Source organism: Actinocorallia populi, assembly GCF_002995495.1.
Classification (GTDB): domain Bacteria; phylum Actinomycetota; class Actinomycetes; order Streptosporangiales; family Streptosporangiaceae; genus Actinocorallia; species Actinocorallia populi.
In genome coordinates this window covers 87,034-108,037 of record NZ_PVZV01000009.1, presented here as the reverse complement: position 1 = coordinate 108,037, position 21,004 = coordinate 87,034, and the positions used below count along the sequence as shown (strand labels likewise).

General features: G+C 71.1%; 20 protein-coding genes. 9 read left to right on the top strand and 11 right to left on the bottom strand.

The window, feature by feature from the left end:
• Window positions 1-204: 204 nt before the first annotated feature.
• Entirely contained in the window at window positions 205-939 is a 735-nt protein-coding gene (locus C2865_RS31670; protein WP_157963977.1) for a tyrosine-type recombinase/integrase, read from the bottom strand.
• Between the two features lie 155 nt (window positions 940-1,094).
• Between C2865_RS31670 and C2865_RS31665 the strand changes: the two genes are divergently transcribed.
• Complete coding sequence (locus C2865_RS31665; RefSeq protein ID WP_106402311.1) at window positions 1,095-1,529, top strand: NUDIX hydrolase; 435 nt, start codon at window positions 1,095-1,097, stop codon at window positions 1,527-1,529.
• Between the two features lie 849 nt (window positions 1,530-2,378).
• Here the strand turns inward: C2865_RS31665 and C2865_RS31660 are convergent.
• Window positions 2,379-2,678 carry a DUF6247 family protein gene (locus C2865_RS31660; protein WP_106402310.1) on the bottom strand — a complete coding sequence of 100 codons (300 nt, stop codon included), beginning with the start codon at window positions 2,676-2,678 and terminating at the stop codon, window positions 2,379-2,381.
• 215 nt (window positions 2,679-2,893) lie between these two features.
• Window positions 2,894-3,331: a winged helix-turn-helix transcriptional regulator gene (locus C2865_RS31655; protein WP_106402309.1), complete on the bottom strand. Its 438-nt coding sequence runs from the start codon at window positions 3,329-3,331 to the stop codon at window positions 2,894-2,896.
• Window positions 3,332-3,462: 131 nt separating this feature from the next.
• Between C2865_RS31655 and C2865_RS31650 the strand changes: the two genes are divergently transcribed.
• Window positions 3,463-4,335: an aldo/keto reductase family oxidoreductase gene (locus tag C2865_RS31650; RefSeq protein WP_106402308.1), complete on the top strand. Its 873-nt coding sequence runs from the start codon at window positions 3,463-3,465 to the stop codon at window positions 4,333-4,335.
• Between the two features lie 124 nt (window positions 4,336-4,459).
• Here C2865_RS31650 and C2865_RS39640 read toward each other — a convergent pair whose 3' ends face one another.
• Window positions 4,460-4,636 carry a hypothetical protein gene (locus C2865_RS39640; RefSeq protein WP_157963976.1) on the bottom strand — a complete coding sequence of 59 codons (177 nt, stop codon included), beginning with the start codon at window positions 4,634-4,636 and terminating at the stop codon, window positions 4,460-4,462.
• A gap of 191 nt (window positions 4,637-4,827) precedes the next feature.
• Here C2865_RS39640 and C2865_RS31645 point away from each other — a divergent pair, with 191 nt between their 5' ends.
• Window positions 4,828-5,169, top strand: coding sequence for a hypothetical protein (locus C2865_RS31645; protein ID WP_157963975.1), 342 nt, complete (start codon window positions 4,828-4,830; stop codon window positions 5,167-5,169).
• 204 nt (window positions 5,170-5,373) lie between these two features.
• Here C2865_RS31645 and C2865_RS31640 read toward each other — a convergent pair whose 3' ends face one another.
• The gene (locus C2865_RS31640; protein WP_106402306.1) at window positions 5,374-6,111 is read right to left on the bottom strand and encodes a siderophore-interacting protein; all 738 of its coding nucleotides are present in this window, start codon (window positions 6,109-6,111) and stop codon (window positions 5,374-5,376) included.
• Window positions 6,112-6,215: 104 nt separating this feature from the next.
• On the opposite strand from C2865_RS31640, the gene C2865_RS31635 reads away from it, so the two are divergent.
• Entirely contained in the window at window positions 6,216-6,941 is a 726-nt protein-coding gene (locus tag C2865_RS31635) for a TetR/AcrR family transcriptional regulator (RefSeq protein WP_106402305.1), read from the top strand.
• A 61-nt stretch (window positions 6,942-7,002) separates the two neighbouring features.
• Here C2865_RS31635 and C2865_RS31630 read toward each other — a convergent pair whose 3' ends face one another.
• A complete protein-coding gene (locus C2865_RS31630) occupies window positions 7,003-8,358 on the bottom strand; it encodes a sigma-70 family RNA polymerase sigma factor (protein ID WP_106402304.1) in 1,356 nt (451 codons plus the stop codon).
• A 12-nt stretch (window positions 8,359-8,370) separates the two neighbouring features.
• On the bottom strand, window positions 8,371-10,041 hold the full coding sequence (locus C2865_RS31625; RefSeq protein ID WP_110554899.1) for a ricin-type beta-trefoil lectin domain protein: 1,671 nt from the start codon (window positions 10,039-10,041) through the stop codon (window positions 8,371-8,373).
• Between the two features lie 198 nt (window positions 10,042-10,239).
• On the opposite strand from C2865_RS31625, the gene C2865_RS31620 reads away from it, so the two are divergent.
• From C2865_RS31620 to C2865_RS31610, 3 genes are read left to right on the top strand one after another with little or no spacing between them, the layout of a single operon-like run.
• Window positions 10,240-11,073 carry a CPBP family intramembrane glutamic endopeptidase gene (locus C2865_RS31620; protein WP_106402302.1) on the top strand — a complete coding sequence of 278 codons (834 nt, stop codon included), beginning with the start codon at window positions 10,240-10,242 and terminating at the stop codon, window positions 11,071-11,073.
• A complete protein-coding gene (locus C2865_RS31615; protein ID WP_106402301.1) occupies window positions 11,070-12,224 on the top strand; it encodes a sensor histidine kinase in 1,155 nt (384 codons plus the stop codon). Before C2865_RS31620 ends, C2865_RS31615 begins: the two co-directional genes overlap by 4 nt.
• The gene (locus C2865_RS31610; RefSeq protein ID WP_106402300.1) at window positions 12,221-12,880 is read left to right on the top strand and encodes a response regulator; all 660 of its coding nucleotides are present in this window, start codon (window positions 12,221-12,223) and stop codon (window positions 12,878-12,880) included. Before C2865_RS31615 ends, C2865_RS31610 begins: the two co-directional genes overlap by 4 nt.
• A gap of 42 nt (window positions 12,881-12,922) precedes the next feature.
• Here the strand turns inward: C2865_RS31610 and C2865_RS31605 are convergent, their stop codons facing one another.
• Window positions 12,923-16,111 carry an ATP-binding protein gene (locus C2865_RS31605; RefSeq protein ID WP_106402299.1) on the bottom strand — a complete coding sequence of 1,063 codons (3,189 nt, stop codon included), beginning with the start codon at window positions 16,109-16,111 and terminating at the stop codon, window positions 12,923-12,925.
• A gap of 82 nt (window positions 16,112-16,193) precedes the next feature.
• Between C2865_RS31605 and C2865_RS31600 the strand changes: the two genes are divergently transcribed.
• Complete coding sequence (locus C2865_RS31600; protein WP_232835910.1) at window positions 16,194-17,243, top strand: DUF4267 domain-containing protein; 1,050 nt, start codon at window positions 16,194-16,196, stop codon at window positions 17,241-17,243.
• A gap of 116 nt (window positions 17,244-17,359) precedes the next feature.
• On the opposite strand, the gene C2865_RS31595 is transcribed toward C2865_RS31600, so the two are convergent.
• Together C2865_RS31595 and C2865_RS31590 are read right to left on the bottom strand one after the other, a co-directional pair.
• On the bottom strand, window positions 17,360-17,839 hold the full coding sequence (locus tag C2865_RS31595) for a MarR family winged helix-turn-helix transcriptional regulator (RefSeq protein ID WP_106402298.1): 480 nt from the start codon (window positions 17,837-17,839) through the stop codon (window positions 17,360-17,362).
• 78 nt (window positions 17,840-17,917) lie between these two features.
• Window positions 17,918-18,994 (bottom strand): alkene reductase, encoded by a 1,077-nt coding sequence (locus C2865_RS31590; protein ID WP_106402297.1) that lies wholly within the window; start codon window positions 18,992-18,994, stop codon window positions 17,918-17,920.
• 269 nt (window positions 18,995-19,263) lie between these two features.
• Here C2865_RS31590 and C2865_RS31585 point away from each other — a divergent pair, with 269 nt between their 5' ends.
• Window positions 19,264-20,451, top strand: coding sequence for an MBL fold metallo-hydrolase (locus C2865_RS31585; protein WP_106402296.1), 1,188 nt, complete (start codon window positions 19,264-19,266; stop codon window positions 20,449-20,451).
• A 35-nt stretch (window positions 20,452-20,486) separates the two neighbouring features.
• Here the strand turns inward: C2865_RS31585 and C2865_RS31580 are convergent, their stop codons facing one another.
• Window positions 20,487-20,858, bottom strand: a complete 372-nt coding sequence (locus C2865_RS31580) for a DUF6223 family protein (RefSeq protein ID WP_106402295.1) — start codon at window positions 20,856-20,858, stop codon at window positions 20,487-20,489.
• Window positions 20,859-21,004: the final 146 nt, after the last annotated feature.

Here is a 21,004-nt window from a genome sequence, read left to right as displayed (position 1 = left end):
GGCACAAGTGTCGATGGTTGTGATCGTCCCACCGTTACGAAAACTCTTGCGAGCCACGGGCAATCCCGAATCGATGCGCCATCGCCAGTTGGCGGCGGGCCGAACCGCAAGTGGAAATGCAGCCATTTGGCTGCGATCCCGTTGGGGGTACAGCCAACAAAGGCCCAGGTCAGAGTCCGAAACTCTGCCTGGGCCTTTCTCATGTCAGGACTGCTTTCTTCCCCTGCGTGCCCGCCGCGTGCCCGTTGGCTTTTCCTGCGTGCCCTCGAGCTGGGCCTGGGTCATGGTGCTGAGGGTGTCGGCGATCTCCTGGTGACGCTCCTGGGTGGCGTGAAGGTAGATCATCTCCGCGCGATCACTGGAGTGCCTCATCCGTTCTTTGAGCTCTGGGAGGGTGGCGCCGACGATGGCCGCCAAGGTGCTTCCCGTGTGCCGGAGGTCGTGAAAGCGGATGCCTTTCAAGCCGACTTCTGCCAGTGCCTTGGCCCAGATCCGACGGAATCCACCGCGCCGCAGCATCGCCCCTTTAGCCCCGACGAAAATCAGCCCTTCCTCGCCGTCCTGGGCGTACTGGTCCACATGTGCTTGCAGCTCATCCGCGATCACCTCAGGGATGGGGAGTCTGCGCGTATCCGCGTCGGTCTTCGGTGGCCCGAAGTGCAGCGGGCTACCGGCGACCTCGACCAGCGTCCGTTCGATCCGCACCATCCGAGCGTCGAGGTCCAGATCCTTACGGCGCAGTGCGACGGCCTCACCCCACCGGAGGTTGGCGAACACCGTCAGCAGCACCAGCGCCCGGAACCGCGGTTCGATCGCATTCGCCAGGGTGTAGACCTCAGCGATGCTCAGGATTGGTCGCTCAGCGGCGTTCTCCGTCCCGCCGCCCTTGATCTGGCACGGGTTCCGCTTGACCAGGCCGTCCCCGACAGCAGTGTTCATGATCACCTTGAGCAGCCGGTATGCCTTGGCAATCGTCGCTTCCCGGACCGCGCCAAGGGGTGTGGCCGACCGCCGCCGAGGTGCCTCCGCGACCGGACGGCTAGGGTGCGGAATCTAGGCTTGGACGACCGCCACTCGAACCACGAAAGAACGCCATGTCCGAAAAGGTCGTCAAGGAGAAAGTGCTCTGCTACGTCGTGCGGGACGGCAGGCTCCTCGTCCTCCGACACACCGACCACTCCTGCGAAGAAGTCGGAATCCAGGTCCCGGCCGGCAGCATCCGCCCTGATGAGACACCGGAAGAAGCGGCGCTCCGCGAGGCCCGCGAAGAGACCGGCCGGTCCGACCTCAAGATCGTGCGGAAGCTCGGCGAGGCGACCTATGACATCACGCCCTACCGCTACGAGATCCAGAATCGCCACGTGTTCCACATGGAACTCACCGAGGAGACCCCTGAGCGCTGGGCCGGCCAGGAAGACCACGACGGAGAGCAGGAGCCGATCCGCTTCGAATGCTTCTGGATCCCTCTACGGGCCGCGCACATCCTGCAGTCCGGCCAGGGCGCGCTCCTCGGAACCCTCGAAGACTGAGCCCGAGATCATCGGCTGGAGAGACGGCCGATCACTTACCGGATCCTCACAGACTCCGACGCCGGTGCGTCGGTGATCCTGGAGCACGAACACGAACGCCGCATGCCGGCACTCGGAGCAGAGGGATGTTGCGCAACGCGCTCAGGCATGGGCTCCCACGCCGTCACGCAGCGGATGGGAACACAACCGACACCGCGATCGTGCAGCCGTGTGGAGCGCTTCCCGTTGGGGGTACAGCGCAGATCAAAAGAGCCGAGGCCGAAAGGCCCCGGCTCTTTGCGTTTCTCTCTGTACTCCGCTCAGGGCCCAGGCCTTCGCAGGCGCCAGCCCCCCTCAACGGCGTGGTCCCTCGCTCCGCTCGGGGCCGTGCCCATCGGGGGCCGAGCCCCCGAACCCCGGCAAGGGGCTCCGCCCCCTGCACCCCCGACCTCCAAAAACGTCCAAGGTCATTCCTTCAAGACCTTGAAACGTTCACCACAACCGGCTGTCGCCCTCGTCTTCGGTCCCCACACCGTCACGTGATGAGCGGGAGCGTGGCGGTCGGTCCATCCCTGCCGCCGACCGCGAGCCCGGATGGGAGCAGGCTGACGATCCCTCCAGATCGAACGAGATCAGTCGACCCAGAGAATGTCGATGACGCACAAGGTGTGTATCCCCTCATTGAGGATGAACGTCATCATCCCCTGGCTGGTCTCTCCGAAGAAGGCGTGCCTCACCATGGATTGGCCAGGGCGCTCTGCCACCGCGTCCCAAGGAGCGTGAAGGAGCTCGATCAGACGCTCCAGCAACGGACCGTCCCCACGTCCTCCGGCAGGCCGTTCCGTCCGGGGAAACCGTCGAACTTGTAGCTCACACCCGGCCTTCCCACTCCGGTGGGGTGTAGCGCGTGAACATTTCCGTACGGCCTTCGACGGCGTCCTGAACAGCCTCTTCGTAGTCTGGACGAGCGTAGGCGATCGCCCGCAGACGCCACTGACGCAACAGCGCCTGCATCTGCTTCAAGCGCGCCCGATCATGAGCCGCATCCAAAGCCGCGTCATACTCCGCGCGGAACCGGGCGCGATGCGACGACGGAAGCGCGTCAAAGATCGAAGCCGGGTCCTCACCCGGATCACGCGACCCCACGGACACCAAAGGCTGAACAGCCATGCCGACCAATCTATCCCCCTGACCGCCGGCAGTTCTCTGATCACCGGACCGGACCGAACCGCCCGGCCCGGTCAGACGGCCCCACCCTTGCGCGTGACCGTCGCATGCCCGAACGAAAGGCCGCATGTGATCAATCACGGGCAGAATGCCGGAAGCAGCGATTCAGCGCCTTGCCAGATCAGGCGGCGAGATCGTTCCTTTTGAGGTTCCCCTGGTCAGTCGGTGGGGGTGTCGTATGTCGCGCGGTGGGCGAGGACGTCGTCCATGTGCGTCTCGGCCCAGGTTTTGAGGCCGCGCATCATGTGGTGCAGGGAGAGGCCGAGCTCGGTCAGCTCGTAGGTGACCGTGACGGGGACGGTGGGCGTCACGGTGCGGGTGACCAGGCCGTCGCGTTCGAGGGAGCGCAGGGTCTGCGTGAGCATTTTCTGGCTGACGCCGGCCAGCAGGCGCGACAGTTCCGAGTAGCGCATCGGCCGGGGGTCACCGGCGCAGTCGGCGTCCGGCCGGGGTGAGCCGCCGCCCAGGGCGGCCAGGATCAGCGTGACCCATTTGCCGGAGATGCGGTCGAGCAGCCTGCGGCTTGGACAGACCGCCAGGAAAGCGTCGTACTCCGCCTTGGCCCGGGCGCGTTTCCCTGCCGCCGTCGTGGTCATCGATCGATCCCCTCTCCCATGGGTACCTTACGCACTTTCAGGTGCCTACTTCCCGTTGGGAAGCGCCCTGCCTACGCTGGCACACAACACCGGAAAGCACCACCACCAGCGCGTTCATGAAAGACAGAGGCATGAGCACACCCTCCGTTTCCCTTCCCGGCGGCACCTGGACCCTGGGCGATCTGACCGTCACCCGCTTCGGCTACGGCGCCATGCAGCTCGCCGGTCCCGGCGTCATGGGGCCGCCCGCCGACCACGACGGCGCGCTCGCCGTCCTCCGCGAGGCCGCCGAGCTCGGGATCACCCACATCGACACCGCCGGCGCCTACGGGCCGCGGGTCACCAACCGGCTGATCCGCGAGGCGCTGCACCCCTATCCCGGCACGCTGCGCATCGTGACCAAGGTCGGCGCGGTCCGCGATCAGCAGGGCGGCTGGCCCCCCGCCCGGCGGCCCGAGGACGTGCGCCGCGCCGTCCACGAGAACCTCCAGGACCTCGGCCTCGAGACGCTCGACGTGGTGAACCTCCGGCTCGGCGACGCCCAGGGGCCGCGGCCCGGCTCGCTCGCCGAGCCCTTCGAGGCCCTCGTCGAGCTCCGGCGGCAGGGCCTGATCCGGCACCTCGGCGTGAGCAACGCGACGGCGGAGCAGGTCGCCGAGGCGCAGGCGATCGCGCCGATCGTGTGCGTGCAGAACATGTACAACCTCGCCCACCGCCGGGACGACGAGCTGATCGACGAACTCGCCGGGCAGGGCATCGCCTACGTGCCCTTCTTCCCGCTCGGCGGCTTCACCCCGCTGCAGTCCTCGGCGCTCTCGGCCGTGGCCTCCCGGCTGGACGCGACGCCGATGTCGGTCGCCCTGGCCTGGCTGCTGCGGCGGTCACCGAACATCCTGCTCATTCCCGGCACCTCGTCGGTGGCGCACCTGCGCGAGAACGTCACCGGCGCAGGACTCTCACTCTCCGACGAGGATCTCGCCGAACTGGACGAGATCGGCCGCTAGACACGTTGATCTGCCGCCGGGGATCCTCGTGAGGCGATCCGCCCCGACGGCCGAACCGCCTGCCGTCGGCGATGGACCGCCGTCCGACGGGAGCACCATCGGCGGGCGAGAACCGAACGGAGTGCTAAATCCCGTCGAGCAGGCTTCCGATCCCGCGGAACAGGCCCCGCAGGAACCCGCCAGCAGCCTGCCCTGCCAGCTCGGCACCGCCTTCGACGATCCCTTCGGCGACGGCCTCGCCCAGGTCGCCGCGGCTCTTCTTGCGCTTCTTGGCGCGGTGCTTACGCTTCCAGAGTCTCACTCTTGATGAGACGCGCCCTGCCCCATCACGGTTCGCCTTCGAGGCGTCGACCGGCGCGCGGCATCCAGAAGCGCATCATCGCATGACCGGCAGAAACGGCGGTTCGAGGACCCGGGTCGGATCGGGACCACGGTCCCTGGGGGCCGGGTCCCCGCCCCGGGAGAATCTCCGCACCGACGAAGGGGGACATGATGGGGTACGCGTTCAGGTGCGCGGATGACAGCGGGCACAACCTGTCCATCACGGGCGGCGAGATGGTGGACGTGCGCGAGGTTCTCCGTTTGGCGGTCTCCCTGGCGGAGAGCGAGGACATCATCCAGATGCACAAGTTCGAATCCAACGACAGTTGGATCGTCACTCCCGAGGAGTGCCGCGAGATCGCCCGCCTGCTCGGCGGCCGCGAGGGTGAATACGTCGTCTCCGAGTACTGCAACTTCGTCGACGGAGTCTCCGACGGCCTCCTCGGCAACATCCGCGACCTGGCAGAGCTCAGCGCCCGAGCCGTCGACCACGGCGGCATCCGGGTCTACTGACCCGGGCCGGTCATACCGAAGAGGTCCTGCCCCTCCACGCAGTCGTAGAACACCCTGTGCGTGCGGGGAGGAACGTCACCCTCCCGGCGGGCGCGGGCGGCTCCCCGGATCCGATCGTCGTGATCACTCCGACGGTGATGATCGAGATGCGCGCGAGGGGCATGGGTGTGCCTTTCCGGGGACCTGGGGCCGGGGATCGCCTCGTCAGTGCAGGCCGCGTTTGCCGGGGGTCCAGAAGGGCTTGACCTTGACGGAGGTGCGGGGCCAGCCGCGTTCGCGGACCAGGAGGTCGCGGACCTTCTGGCAGGTCCTGGCCTCACCGGCGACGTAGGCGGCTCCGGAGCCGGTCGGCAGGTCGAGCCCGGCGACGGCTTCGAGCAGCACCTTCGAGGTGGCGGCCGAGGCGCCGTGGCGGTGGACGCGGAGCAGGGGGCGGGGCGCCGGGACGGGCAGGTCGTGCTCGGGTGCTTCGCTCTCCAGGACCCCGTACACCTCGGCCGAAGCACCCAGCGCCCGGATCATCGGGCCGAAGGCGGCGCTGGCGGTCTCCTCCCCGACGAACACGTGGAAGTCCGCCTCACGGGTGAAGAAGTCGCCCTGCGGCCACCAGAAGGTCACCCGGTCGCCGGGGCGGGCCGTACGCGCCCACTTCAGGCCGATGCCATCGCCTTCGTAGAGGTGGATCCGCAACTCCAGAGCCCGCTCCTCGAAGTCCCAGATCGTGTAGGTGCGCAGCGTCTCGGCCGGACGCAGGATGCCCGACACCGACAGCGGGTCCTTCAGCTGGACCCTGACGTGCTGACCGGGGGTGTAGGGGAACGCGATGGGCTCGTCGGTCTCCAACCGGATCCTTTGCATGGCGGGGGTGACCTGCTCGGCGACGGTGACGTCCGCCTCCATCGTGTACTTGCCGAAGACCGCGTTGAGCGGGTTGCGCGGCATGCCGAACCTCCTTAATGCCTCTAAATTTGCTTAGAGCTATTAAGGAAACATAGATGCTCTAGGATGTCAACGGCGGCGAGGCGACGCGAAGGAGAGGGGCGAGGATGACCGCACGTATGCCCAGCAGACGGGAGAAACTGCGCCAGGCCACCCTGGAGGAGATCCACGCGGCCGCGCGCAGGCTCCTGGTCGAACAGGGGACGGCCGCGGTGACCATCAACGCGGTCGCCAGACAGGTCGGCATGAGCGGCCCCGCCCTGTACCACTACTACTCGGGCCACGACGAGCTGGTCGGCGCGGTGACCGCCGGCTTCTTCCAGGAGCTGGCCGCCGCGATGGAGCAGGCCCGCGACGCCCGCGCGGGCGCGCCGGTCGGCGAGCGCATCCTGGCGTCCTGCCGCGCCATGCGCGCCTGGGCCGTCGCCCACCCCGCCGAGTTCGGCTGGATCTTCGCCAGCCCGATCGACCCGTCGAACCGGCGACCGGACTCGGCACGCCACCGGGCCGCACAGCGCTTCGAACACGTCCTGCTGGACCTGACCGCCGAACTGTGGCGGACCCGCCCGTTCCCCGTCCCCGACCCGGCCGACCTGCCCGCGTCCATGCTCGAGCAGCTGACCGCCTACTCCGCCACCATCGACGGCCTGCTGCCGCCCGCGGCCGCACACGTCTTCCTGTCCTGCTGGATCCGCCTGTACGGCCTGCTGTGCATGGAGGTCCTCCACCAACTGGACTTCGCCTACACCGACCTGGAACCCGTCTTCGAGGAATGCCTGCGCGACCTGGCCAGCGCCCTCGACCTGGACTACACCGGCCGGCCCGCCGCCTGAGCGTCCGACGCGGCCGGTCCGGTCCGTGGACCCGCCCGGGCCTCGGCGGAGGAGGGCGGGATCAGCTGAGGGTGAAGTGCTGGTCTTCGGAGTCCGTGTAGGGGCCGTAGAGGATGTAGGCGGTGGGATTGGGGGTGCCGCCGAAGGACTTGCCGATGGAGAGGGCGGCGCGGGTGGCGTCGTCGATCAGGCGGGGGACGCCGTCGCTGAAGCGGGGGGTGGACCAGGTCCCGGCGGTGGAGCACGGGCCGGTGCGCAGGGCGTGGATGCCGCCGCCGTTGAACGACGTGCGGTTGTAGTGCTCGGCCACGACGAGGCAGCGGTCACTCGCCGCGTGGACGAGGCGGAAGTGCTCTCCGCCGTCGCGGCGCCAGGCCGTTCGAGGGTCGGCGCACGGGAGGGGGACGGCCGCTCGGCCGGTCACGCCGACGCACGCGGCGCCTGATTTCCGGATGCGGATCCCGTCCAGCGCCTGCTTGGGCTGGAGTTCCGGTACGGGCAGGGACTGCGTGGCCGCGGGACGAACGGTGGACGCCGCGGGCGGGGGTGCCTTCGTCGGCTCCCCCGCACCGATGATCAGCCCGGCGGTCACGGCCCCCGTGGCGGCCAGGGCGCCTCCCGCCAACGTCAGCTTCGCCGTCAGCCCCATCGCCGCCGTGGTCTTGACGGCGACGACGGGTGCGGCGGAGCTCTGGGGAAGGAACAACGCCATCGGGAGGGACGCCCGCAGCGTCGTGTTGAGGTCGAGCAGGCCGGCGTGGGTACGGGCGCAGGAGGGGCACACGTCCAGGTGCTGCTGGAGGGCTCGGGGGCGGCGGGCGCCGGGCTTGCGGACGGCCTTGGCGAGGTGGTCGGCGTACGTACGGCACTCGGGGGCGGACGCGCGTGCGGCGTGCGCGGTCAGGAAGGCCCGGCGCAGCCCCTCACGGGCGCGGAACGCGAGCACGTTGACGTTGTTGGCGGTCGTGCCGAGCAGGCCGGCGACCCGGTCGGGGCTTTCGTTCTCGATGAGCGTGTGCCACAGGACGGTCTTCCACCGCTCGGGCAGCGATTCGTAGGCTTCGACGACCAGTGCCGCCTCTTCCGACGCGGGCTCGAGTTCGTCCCCTCCGGGCAGGTCCTCGAACTCGGCGGTCAGCACCGCCCGGCCGTCGGCCTGCGACCAGGCCATCGCCGTGTTCCGCGCGACCGCGTACAGGTAGGGGCGCCATCCCCCGGTCGGTCCGCCCGTTCCCGAGCGGACCGTCCGGAGGGTGCGCGCGAACGCCTCGCTGGCGAGGTCCTCGGCGGTCTGCGGCTGGCGGCACAGCCTTCCGGCGAAGGCGAGGACGGCCGCGTGGTGCCGCCGGTACAGCTCCTCGACCGCCCGCTCGTCACCGTCGCGGACCCTGCCGGTGAGCTCAGCGTCCTCGATCACCTCGCCTTCCTATCAGGCCAACCGGAATTGCCGGGTCTCTTCCGGATAGGGCACCCCCGCGTGGACGGCGATCTTCTTCGCGGGATTCCCGGCGTAGACGACGACCTGCTCGCTCTGCGACGCCTCGCCGCGCACCGCCGTGAGGCTCGCGTTCTCGATCGTCACGCTCCCGTCGGAGGCCGTCCGGAACATCCACAGCTGGTCCCGGTTCCCGCCGTCGCACGTCCGCATCTCCAGGGCCCTGACCCCGTTGCGGACCGCGCCGAGCGCGAGGCACCTCCCGTCGAGCAGCAGCCCGGTGCCGAGCCGCGCCGTCGGCACCCGCCGCCAGCGCGCCGAGCACGCCCCGAGCGTGACCTTGCCGCCCTTCACGGTGAGGCACTTGTCATACGGGACGCTCCGCAGCGCCGTCCGGCGCAGCGCGGGCCGGACCGCCGACCCCTTCCGAACCGCGAAGTCCTGGACGAGTTCGGTGCCGCCGCCGCGCACGACCAGGGTTCCGGCGCGCGTCTCGCCGTTCTGGACGGCGAGAGTCGCACCCTTCATCCCGCCCGTTCGGTTGGCGAAGTTCGTACCGTTGCTCGGCACCCACTGCTGGGCCCGCTTCCCCGGGACGCACGCGGCGGACACGACCGGCGCGACGCGCGCGTCCGGCTTGGTGGCCATCTGCAGGCACCTTCCGGTGCCGAGGTTGCGCAGCGTCACGTAACCGGCCCCGTCGATGCGCCGCTGCCACGTCTGGACGGCCACCGACCGGCAGGGAAGCAGGATCAGGGCGGTCCTCCCGCCGTCAAGGCACTGCTTCGTCTTCGCCACCCTCAACCGCGTGTGGACCGTGGCGGTGGGCTTCCCGGAGATCAGGTACGGGCTGAACGCGACGTTTCGGTTGCGGGGCAGCTTCTTCCTGCCCTTCAGCGGCTCGGGCTCGAAGTACCGGAACTCGTCGGTCCGGCAGGAGTCCAGCAGGTAGTTCGACGCCGCGTCCCGGACGCACTCGGGCCGCGTGCCCAGGTTCCGGCACAGCGGGTCGTTGCCGTTCCGCCCCTTGCCGTTCTGGCCGCAGTGCGACAGGCCGAACGAATGCCCGAACTCGTGCGTCAGCCCGGCCTCGCTCCAGCACCAGCGCGGCAGGATGGCGCCGCCGTTGCTGAGTCCCGCGTCGGCGCCGCCGCCCGTGCACGACGTGGTGATCTCGTCGTCGGCGACGAACAGCAACAGCTTCACCCGGTTCTGGGCGATCGCCTTCCGCACCGGAGCAGGCAGCTTGCCGGAGTGGTCACGGATGAACTCTCCGCCGATCTCCGCCCGGTTCCTTCCCTGGGGGAACGCCATCGACGCCACCATCGGACGGCACCCGGAACCCGGGATGAACCGGATCCGCCGCGACGTCCCGAACCGGCGCGCGCTCGCGTCGAACGTCTGGTCCGTCTCCCACAGCACCCTGCGGATCTCCCGCACGTCCGCCGCCGAGGCCTTCTTCCCCGGCAGATGAACATGGACGGGCAGCACCCATCCCTTCTTGGCGGTGTCCTTCCGGTCGCAGGCGAACCGCGCCGGACTCGACGGCACGGAGGTGGCGGCCGCGACCGGCCGCACACCCGCTCCCCCATCCCACGACGCCCAGCCGACGACACCCCCGGCGACCAGCGCCATGACGGCGGCCACCAGCACGACAACTCTCATCTGGCACTCCTCTCGCCTTCAAGGAGTCGTCCGGCGCCCCTCGCTTACGCGCTCCCGCGAGATTTCCTCCAGGGCCCGTCCCCCGGGCGAGCTACACGCGAGTGTCCACTGTGCGGTGATGTTTCCGGAGTGCCGCTTCCATAGCGTTCTTGTTGTAGCCGCGGCGCTCTGGCCGCGGGGTTTCACAAGGGAGTCGTCGTGCGACTGTTGAAGCAACTCTTGGCCGTCTCGGCGGTCGCCTTCGTCGGCAACGCGGCTGTGAACGCGGTGGGGGGGAATTCGTTCTTCACCCTGGTGCTCGGGACCGGGGCGGCCGTTCTCGCGGTGTTCGTGTACGCGTGGGCCGTGCGGTGGTCCGAGCGCCGGGAGCCGGTGGAGGTGGCCGCGAAGGGCTCCGCCGCCTCCATCGGCCTGGGAACGCTGATCGGCGTCGGGATGTTCACGGCCGTCATCGTGAACATCATGCTCATGGGCGGCTACCAGGTCGACGGCCTGGGCTCCATGACGGGCGCGATCGCGTTGCTCGGCTTCATGGCCGCCGCCGCGGTGACGGAGGAGCTGCTCTTCCGCGGCATCCTGTTCCGGATCATCGAGGAGCGCATCGGCACGTGGGTGTCGCTGGTGCTGACCAGCCTGCTGTTCGGCCTGATTCACCTGGCCAACCCGGACGCCAGCCTGTGGGGCGCGATCGCGATCGCGATCGAGGCCGGCGGCATGCTCGCCGCCGCCTACGCCGCCACCCGCACCCTGTGGGTGCCGATCGGCCTGCACTTCGGCTGGAACTTCGCCGCGGCCGGCATCTTCAGTACCGTGGTCTCCGGCAACGGTGACTCGCAGGGGCTGCTGTCCGGGACGACCTCGGGTTCGGCCCTGCTCACCGGCGGCGACTTCGGACCGGAGGGAAGCTTGTACGCGGTCGGGTTCGGCCTGCTGCTGACGGTCGTGTTCATGCGGATGGCCCGCCGCCGCGGCAACCTGGTCCCGTTCCGGCGCGCCGCCCGCGTCGAAGCGGTCGCCAGGCTCGCCCGGTGATCGACCTCCGTCGGGTCCCGGACCTGTGGCAGCGGTGCGATGTCACGGTCCGGGACGCCCCGTTCGCACTGCTGCTGGCCGCCGTGTCGTTCCTGCCCTCCCTCCAGGGCACCGGGACCGAGATCGGCGGCCTGCCGCCTCGTCCCTTCGACGAGTTCGCCGTCGTGGCGGTCGCCCTCCAGTGCCTCCCGCTCGCCGTGCGACGGCGGTGGCCGGCCGTCTGCCTCGTCCTGGTGTCACTGGGTTTCGTCCTCGACCAGCTGCAGGCCTACCACGCTGTGGCGGGCACCGCGCTGCCCATCGCGCTCATCAGCGCCGGCGCCCACCTGGAACGCCACCGCCGCCTCACCGCCGCCCTCCTCTCCGCGGCGTACCTGCCGCTGGTGGTCGCGCTGGAGCGGCTCGGCGCGACCGAGGCGCTGGAGGGGTATGTGCTGTTCTACCTGGCGCTGGTCCTCTCCTGGAGCGTCGGAGCCTGGCTGCGCTCCTCCCGGGCCGTCGAGGCCGAACGCCGCCGCCACATCGCCGAGGCCACCCGCACCGCGGAACGCACCCGCATCGCCCGCGAGCTCCACGACGTCGTGACCCACCACGTGACGGCGATGGTCGTCCAGGCCGAGGCGGCACGCTACCTGACCGCCGCGCCCGACCGCCTCGACGAGACCCTGAGCGCCGTCACCGACACCGGCAGGAGGGCCATCGCCGACCTGCGGCACCTGCTCGACCTGCTCAACCCCGGCCATGACGCCGACGTCAGGACACCGTCCATCGGCGACCTCCACACGCTCGTGGAGCAGACGCGCCAGGCCGGGCAGCCGGTGGAGTTCACCGAAGAGGGAAGCCCCGCGGAATCAGCGGGCAGCGCCGAATTCGTGGCCTATAGGGTCGTGCAGGAATCCCTGACGAACACCCTCAAGTACGCCTATGGCAGCCGTACCGCGGTCCGCGTGCGCTACGGCGAGAAGGAGATCCTCGTGGAGGTCGACAACGACGGCTCCGGTTCGCGGGCCGGCTCGCCCGGCGGGAGCGGGCGGGGCCTCGCCGGGCTCCGCGAACGGGTCGAGACCCTGGGCGGCGAGTTCAGCGCCGGACGGCAGGCGGACGGCGGCTTCGCCGTGCGGGCGCGCGTCCCCGCTGGGAGCCCGTCGTGAACGCTCCGGTCCGGGTCCTGATCTGCGACGACCAGGCGCTGATCCGCACCGGTTTCGCCACGATCATCGGCGCGCAGCCCGACCTGGAGGTGGTGGGCGAGTGCGGGGACGGCCGCGCCGCGGTCGACCTCGCCCGCCGGCTCGAACCGGACATCGTGGTGATGGACGTGCGCATGCCGGTGCTCGACGGCATCGAGGCGACCCGCCTGCTGGCCGGCGCCGGGGTGGAGCGTCCCGTCAAGGTGCTCGTGGTGACGACGTTCAACCTGGACGAGTACGTGTACGAGGCGCTGCGGGCGGGGGCGAGCGGGTTCCTGCTCAAGGACGCCCCGCCGGCGCAGCTGCTGCACGGCATCCGCACCGTCGCGACGGGCGCCGCGCTCCTGGCCCCCGAGGTGACGCGGCAGCTCGTCGGCAGGTACGCGGCGCGGATCCGTCCCACCGAGGGCATGCCGGACGGCACCGCCCTGTCCCCGCGCGAACTGGAGGTGCTGCGCCTCATCGCCGACGGGCAGTCCAACAGCGAGATCGCCGCGACCTTGGTGATCAGCCAGGAGACCGTCAAGACGTACGTGTCGCGCATCCTCACCAAGCTCGACCTGCGCGACCGCGTGCAGGCGGTGGTCTACGCCTACCGCAACGGCCTGGCGACCTGAGGTCCCTCCCGGCCCCGAGGCGGAGGACAAGGCGACGCGCGTTCAGCGGGGCGCGTCCCACAGGGCGTCGATCTCGGCGGCTCGCCGGAAGTGCGGGGCCGGGTCCTCACCGAGGAGGCGGGCGAGTTCGCCCAGGGTGCGGGCGGGCGGCTGCAGGGCGAGCGAAAGGCTCTCCAACCCGGCGGGCGGGCCGTCCCGGTGCGGGAGCAGCGCCTCGTACAGTTCCGCGGCCTCCCGTTCGTCGCCCAACGCGATCACGGTCATGGCGCGGAAGGTGCAGAACACCGTGAAGAGGAAGTCCGGCTGGATCGGTGCGGCGGACTCGTGGAGACGGCGTGCCTCGTCGATCCGGCCCGCGGCGGCGTTCGCGGCGGCGAAGACGTCGGCGACCAGGGGGAGCAGTCCGGGCGGAACGGTCTCGATCTCGGTGGTGAAGGCGGCCAGCGCACCACGTGACACCGCCAGCGTGGCGCGCGCGAGCAGGTCGAATCCGGCGGCGTGCAGGGAACCCTGCACGGCCATCGCCCCGGTCGCCACGGCGTAGTGGCGTTCCGCGTCGTCCGGGCGTCCCTCGATGTGGGCGAGGGCGGCTCGGGCGATCTCGCAGATGGCGGCCGCCTCGGGCATCCGGTAGCGGCGGGCCAGTTCCGCCGCCTCGGCGACCATGGCGCGCGCCTGGTCGGGGTGCCCCCTTCGCGCGGCGACCCCGGCGAGGTTGAACGTGCCCGACCACGAAGCGGCGGGGATGTCGTGTTCGTCGCCCAGGGCGCGCAGCTCGTGGGCGCACTCCGTCTGGTGGTCGGTCTCGCGGTGGTCGTGTTCGCGGCAGAGTGTGAAGAGCGTCAGTACGCGCAGTTTCGGGTCGCCCAGACTCCGTGCGATTTCCACGGCCTCTTCGGCGGCGGCTCGTGCACGTGCGGCTCCGGTGCCCGACAGTTCGGCGGCGTAGGCGTCGAGGAGGCGGCACCGGACGTCCGGAGCCAGATCGTCGTGCTCCAGGAGGCGGGAGAGCAGCCCGACGAGGCGGTGGTCGACGACTCCGTAGGGGCGAAGTTGCCAGGGGGCGGGTTCGGTCCACGCGGTGAAGGCGGCCAGCAGCAGGTCGTCGCGCTCGGCCTTCTCCGCCAGATCGATGGCGTTCTGGCGGGTCGCGCGGGCGTCCTGGACGGCGCCCGCTCGTGCCTGGGCACGGAGCAGACGGCCGAGCAGGTCGATGCGGGCGGCGTCGTCCCGGTTCGGGAGGCGTTCGAAGGACTCCAGGGCCTGGGCGAGCAGCTCGACCGCCGTTTCGTGCGCATAGCGGTTCTCGGCCAGGTCGGCGGCCCGGACGGCATACTCGATCGCCTTGGCCGCGGTCCCGGCGGAGGCGGCGCGGTGGAAGTGGTACGCCAGCGCGGGCGCGTCGTCGGGGGTGAGGCGTTCCAGGGCCGCGCCCAGCCTCGCGTGCATGCGGGTACGGCGCAGTGCGCTGAGATCGGCGATCATCGTGTCCTGGACGAGCGCGTGCGCGAACCGGACCCTGCCGGGCGTCCGCTCGGTGAGCAGTCCGGCGACGAGCCCGGCGTCGAGTGCGTCCAGCACCCCGTTCTCGTCGGTGTCGGCCGCCATGACGAGCGTGTCCGCGTCGGCCTCGCGGCCCGCGAGCGCGGCCAGGCGCAGAACGGCGACGGCGGACTCGGGCAGCCGTGCGAGACGGCGGCGCAGCACGTCGCGCACGCCCTCGGGGACCTCCGACGTCGCCACGAGCGCGCCCTCGCTGCTGAGCAGCCTCGCGCTCTCCCGGACATAGAAGGGGTTGCCGCCGGTGCGTTCTGCGAGCGCGGTGACCGTGGCGGCGTCCACACCGGTGGCGCATTCGACGGCGATGAGCCGGGCGACCGCCTGCTCGGGCAGCCCGCGCAGGGGCAGGCGCAGCGGGGAACGGCGGGCCAGGACGGCCAGCGTGTCGGTGAGGCGCGTGCCGACCTCGTCGGCCCGGAACGCGGCGACCAGGAGCAGGGGCGCGTCACCGGAGAGGGCGGCCAGCAGCGCGAGGGTCTCGGCATCGGCCCAGTGCAGGTCGTCGAGCATGACGGCCAGAGGGCGTTGCCGGGCCGCGTCGTTCAGCCAGGTCCAGACGGCCCGGTGGAGGCGGAACCGGCCGGCCGTGGTGTCGCGGGGTCCGGCGGCGGACGCGGCCCGCAGCAACGGCGCGACCTCCTCGGGGGCCGGGACGTGCCGGGCGAGGTCGGTGAGGGCCTCCGTCCACGCCCATGCCGCGGGTGCGCTCTCGCTCTCCGGGCAGCGGCCGGTCGCGACGAGCCGGCCGTTCCGTTCCAGGGCGTCGGCCAGGCGGGTCAGCAGCGCGGTCTTGCCCAGTCCGGCCTCACCGGTGACGAGTGCCACGCGCAGGCCGCCTTCACCCGCCAGCCCGGTCAGCGCGGCCAGTTCGTCGTCGCGGCCGAGGAAGAGTTCACGGTCGGGAACGGGCACGGGGGTCGGCAAGGGGACGGGCGAGGGCGGTCCGAAGACGTCGGTGCGCTGCTGGAGGATCGCCGTCTCCAGGTCGGCCAGCGCGGGGCCTGGATCGAGGCCGAGTTCGTCGGCGAGCGTGGCGCGGGCCTTGCGGAGAGCGGCGAGGGCGTCGGCCTGGCGGCCCGAATTCCACAACGCCAGTGCCAGCATGCGCCAGCCCTCCTCGCGGAGCGGCTCGTCGTCGGTGAGGCGTTCGGCCTCGAGCACGGCCCCGGCGGCTTCGCCCGCACGCAACAGGGCTGCGACGTGCTGCTCGCGGGCGGCCAGGCGCAGTTCGTTGAGACGGCCGACCTCGGCCTGCGCCCACGGCTCGTCGGCGAACTCCGCGAACGCCGGACCGCGCCACAGCGCCAACGCCTCCGCCACCTGTCCGGGATTCTGGACGAGCGCGCCGAAATGCCAGACATCCACGGCGTCGTCGGGAAGGCGCAGCGCGTAGCCGGGCGCGACGGAGACGAGCACTTTCGCCGGGGCGCGCGGCGGGCGCTCGGGCTCCAGCAGCCTGCGCAGGTTGGAGATGTAGGCCTGCAGGGAGGTGACGGCCTGGGCGGGGGGCTCGCCGTGCCACAGGTCCTCGATCATGCGGTCCACCGAGACGACCCGGCCGTGCGCGGCGACCAGCAGCGCCAGCACGGCACGCTGCCTCGGCCCGCCCAGCGCCACCCGCGCGCCCGAAACCTCGACCTCGAACGCCCCGAACACCCGAATTCGCACCATCGAGGACTCATCGTAATGTCCTTCCCGGTCTCCAAGTCGCGCTCCAAGTCGGTTCCAGGACGCCCCGAGCAACCTTGGCGACATGAACACCGACAAGATCCGCGCCGCCCGCCCCTTCACCCACTCCATGGTCGTCATCCACCGCGGCCTCCGCCGCGAGTCGCGCCTGCTGGCCGAGCTGGTCGGCGCGACCCGGCCCGGCGACCGCCGCCGCGCCCGCGCGCTCGCCGCGCACCTCTCGGACTACCTGCTCGGCCTGCACAACCACCACCACGGCGAGGACGAGCTGATCTGGCCGCTCCTGCTGTCGCGGGTGGACCTGGACGCCGACGTCGTCCTGCGGATGGAAGCCCAGCACGGCAAGGTCGCCGCGACCATCGAGCGGCTCCGCGAACTCATCGGGCCGTGGACGCGGACGGCCGACGCCGCCGTCCGCGACGCCCTGGCCGCCGCCCTCGCCGAACACCGCGCCGTCCTGATCGAGCACCTGGACGACGAGGAGGCGCACCTGCTGCCGCTCGCCGAACGCCACCTCACCGAGGCCGAATGGGGTGCCCAGGGCGAACACTTCGTCCAGCACACCCCCAAGTCCAAGATCCTGACGCTCCTCGGCGTCGTCCTGGAGGACGCGACCCCGCAGGAGCGCACCGAGTTCCTCGCCGGGCTGCCCGCCCCGGCCCGTGTGTTCTGGCGGCTCTACGGGGAGCGCCACCACGCGGCACGGATGAGGAGGCTCCGCGAGGACGTCCGCACCTCCCGCACCGGCACCGCCATCGCCGCCCTCACCGGAGTCGGCATCACCTACGTCGGGCTCAGCTACCTCCTCGACCCGGTGGGCACCGCGTCGGGCTTCGGCCTTCCGGCCTGGCCGACCGGCGACGAGACCGCATGGCTGAACATCAAGGGCGTCCGCGACCTCGGCACCGGCCTCGCCGTCTTCGCCCTGCTGGCCGCAGGCAAGCGCGAAGCACTCGGCTGGGTGATGCTCGCGTTCGCGACGATCGCCGCCGGCGACATGCTGACGATCCTCGCCCACCACGGCTCGAAGGCCGCGGCATTCGGCATCCACGGCACCACGTCCGCAGCAGTACTCGCCTCGGGCCTGCTGCTCCTACGCGCCACCCGCCGCTGACCACCGAACAAGGAGACCCTCCGGAGCACGCCACCTGCGGTGAGCCGGGCCGACAACTCACGCGGCATGGCGCCGGAACTCCGGTGAACGGCGTAGGTCCGCCCCGTTGCGGGGGGCTAAGTGGTGGGTTTCTTGGGTGAAGAGGAGTTCAGCATGGAGTGGCGGATGGTCTCGGCGGTGTGGATGAAGGCGGTGATCTCCTGGGGGGACAGGCCCTGGGTGGAGATGCGTTCGAGGTCGGCCCACATGCGTTCGAGGGGTTGGCGCAGGGCGCGGCCGGCGTCGGTGAGGGTGACGAGCTGGACGCGGCGGTCGTGTTCGGCCGGGCGTCGGATGAGCAGTCCGGCCTCCTGCATGCGGCGCAGCGACTTGGAGACGGTGGAGTGGTCCAGGCCGACGGCTTCCAGCAGTTCGGACTGGGTTTGTTCGTCGCGGTCCAGCAGCTGCATCAGCAGCAGTTCCTGGCCGGGGTGCAGGCCCAGTTCGCGCAGCAGCCCGGCGGCATGAGCGCGGTGGACGCGGGCGAGGTTGAAGATGGCGAAGCTGAGCGGACCGTCGCCCGCGACCTCGGGCGAACCGCTGGTGGAAGAAGTCATGGCAGGTTCATCGTAGGGCCGCGCCGCCACGCGGCCCTACGAGCGGGACACGGCGCCCGTGATGGCGGCGGTCCGGTCTCAGGTCAGCGCTCGCGCGGTCTCGGCGAGGGTCGGGTAGTCGGTGTAGCCGCGTTCGCCTCCCCCGTAGAACGTGGCACGGTCGGGTTCGTTCAGAGGCGCGCCGGCCTTGATGCGGGCCACGAGGTCGGGGTTGGCCAGGGCCATGGTCCCCACCGTGATCACATCGGCGAGGCCCTCCTCCAGGTCCTTCACCCGGGCCTGGAGGTCGGAGCCGCCGCGGTTGAGCAGCAGGGGGCCCGGCCAGTCGCTGCGGATGCTCTTCAGCAGCGCCTCGTCTCCGCCGTGTGCCACATGGAGGTAGGCGAGGCCGAGCGGCGCCAGGGCGGTCACCAGAGCTCTGTAGAGCTGCGGCGCGTCGTCCTCGACGATGTCGTTGAAGGGATTGCCGGGCGAGATGCGGAACCCGGTTCGCTCGGCCCCGATCTCCTCGGCGACCGCGGTGGCGACCTCCACCGCGAAGCGGATGCGGTTCTCGATGGAGCCCCCGTACCGGTCGGTGCGCCGGTTGGCGTTGCCGGACAGGAACTGGTGCAGCAGGTAGCCGTTGGCACCGTGGATCTCCACGCCGTCGGCACCCGCCCGCATCGCCGCGGCCGCCGCACGGCGGAAGTCCTCGACCGTCTCCGCGATCTCCGCCGGTGACAGCTCGCGCGGCTCGGGCATCGGCTCCATGCCGGTGGCGGTGAACATGCTCGCCGCGGGGCGCACCGGCGACGGCGCGACCGGCCGGCGGCCGTGCGGGGTGTTGGAGGGGTGCGAGACGCGGCCGACGTGCATCAGCTGGATGACGATGCGCCCGCCCTCCGCGTGGACGGCGTCGGTGACCCGGCGCCAGCCCTCGACGTGCTCGGCGGTGTGGACGCCGGGCGTCAGCAGGTAGCCCTGCCCGTCCTCGGAGGGCTGTGCGCCCTCCGTGATGATCAGCGCCATCGACGCGCGCTGGGCGTAGTACTCGGCGTTCATCGCCGTCGGCACGCCTTCGGGCGTGGAGCGGTCGCGTGTCATGGGCGCCATCGCGAGACGGTGCGCGAGCGGGATGCCGCCGAGCTCGACGGGACTCCAGAGGAGGGTCATGGGAACTCCGATCCGATTATGTGGCTAGCCACATGAAGGACCCTACAGGTAGGTGGCTAGCCACACAAGTGGGGGTCACCGAGCCGTCCGCCGCGGCGGTCCGCGGTGCCGGCCGGGCGCGGAAGCCGACCTCCGATCCATTCCATTGATGGCAGATATGCGAAATACCGATGACGGAACGCCTGTTCCGGCGGAGGCGGTTCTGATTCCTTGGACGTGCCACCTGGTCCGAGTGAATTCCAGGAATCAAGCGATCGAAGGATTGTTCCGTGTGCACCTGCGTTTCCCACCCCGCTGAACCGCACCGCTCCGAAACCCCCGCCTCCGGATCCGGGGCGGCCCGCCGCACACTTCTCAAGGCCGCCGTTCTCGGCGGCGGCACGGCGGCCCTGGCCGGGCTCGCCCCGGCCGCCGCCGCGCAGGCGGCACCCGGCGGGCGGCGGCCCGGCCACCGGGGCACCGAGCTCTTCCTGCTCGGCACCGCCGGCGGTCCCCCGCCCCTGGCGGCGCGCACCGGAATCTCCTCCGCCGTGGTCGTCAACGGCCGCACGTATGTGATCGACGCCGGACGCGGCGCCGTCACGCAGTTCATGCGGGCCGGACTCGCCATGCCGTCCCTGGCCGCGATCTTCGTCACCCACCTGCACGCCGACCACACCGTCGACCTGTTCTCCTTCCCGCTGCTCAGCGGCGGGGTGCCGGGCAAGCAGGGCTTCACGCAGCCGATCGACGTGTACGGACCCGGCTCGGCCGGGCAGCTGCCGCCGGGCCCGCCCCCCGGTTCGCACTGGGTCGACGCCGACGACCCCGTGCCCGGCGTGGCGGGCCTGCTGCGCCTGTCGAACCAGGCGTTCGCCTACTCCACGAACGGGTTCATCGCCGAGCACATGGGCAGCGACCCGGCCGACCACACCCGGGTCCACGAGCTCCAGCCGCCCGCGTCCGCGGGGGCCGACGCCCAGCACACCGCACCGGACATGGAGCCGTTCCCGGTGATGGAGAACGACGACGTCAAGGTCACCGCGGTCCTCGTCCCGCACGGCCCGGTCTTCCCCGCGCTCGCCTACCGGATCGAGACCGAGGACGGCGTGATCGCCTTCTCCGGGGACACCGCCCGCACCCCCAACATCCCGCGCCTGGCCGCCGACGCCGACCTCCTCGTCCACGAGGCCTACCACCGCGACGCGGTCGCCGCGACCGGCTACCCGCCCGCGGTCGTCGAGCACATCGGCGCGGTGCACACCGAGGTGGGAGAGCTGGGCGCGATCGGCGCCGAGTCCGGGGCCCGGCGCATCGTGATCAGCCACATCTCGCCGGCCGACCCGTCGGTCCTGTCCGACGCCGCCTGGCAGGCCGCCGCCGACCGCAGCGCCAGGAAGGCGCGCTACCGCGGGCGCATCACCCTGGGCAACGACCTCGACCGCTTCCAGGTCACCAGGTCCAAGCGCCGCTCATGACCCGAAGGTGAGCCCCTGCCGGATCGCCGCCGCGGTCAGCCGGTCCGGCGGAAACGGGCCAGGGCCAGGGCGCCGAGGAGCGTGCCGGCCAGTCCCAGCATCGCGGCCACGATGCCCCCGCCCAGGCCGTTGCCGGTGCCGAGGCCGCCTTCGGCGGTGGCCACGACCAGCACGCCGATGGCCGCGCCGACGGGTCCCGCCACCAGGGCCGCGCGGGCTCCTCCCCGGCCGGGGCCGGTGCCGATACGGCCGGTGGCGCGGGCCAGGGCCAGTCCGGCGACGGCCACGCCGGCCAGCCCCAGCAGCCCGGCCACGATGGACCCGAGGCGTCCGGCGCTCATGGCGAAGGCGTCGGCGGCGGCCGGTCGGGCCAGGACGTGCGCGGCGAGCGCGGATCGGACTGGCATGGAGGTGCTCCTTTTCCTCTTGCGGCTGGACGTCGCCCGATCGTGCCCGCCCGGCCCCCCTCCGGTCGTCCGGCGAGCGCAGACATTTCGTGCTGCCGCCGGTACCGCATCGGGCTACCGCGGGTGCCGCACGGTCCGCGGAAGTA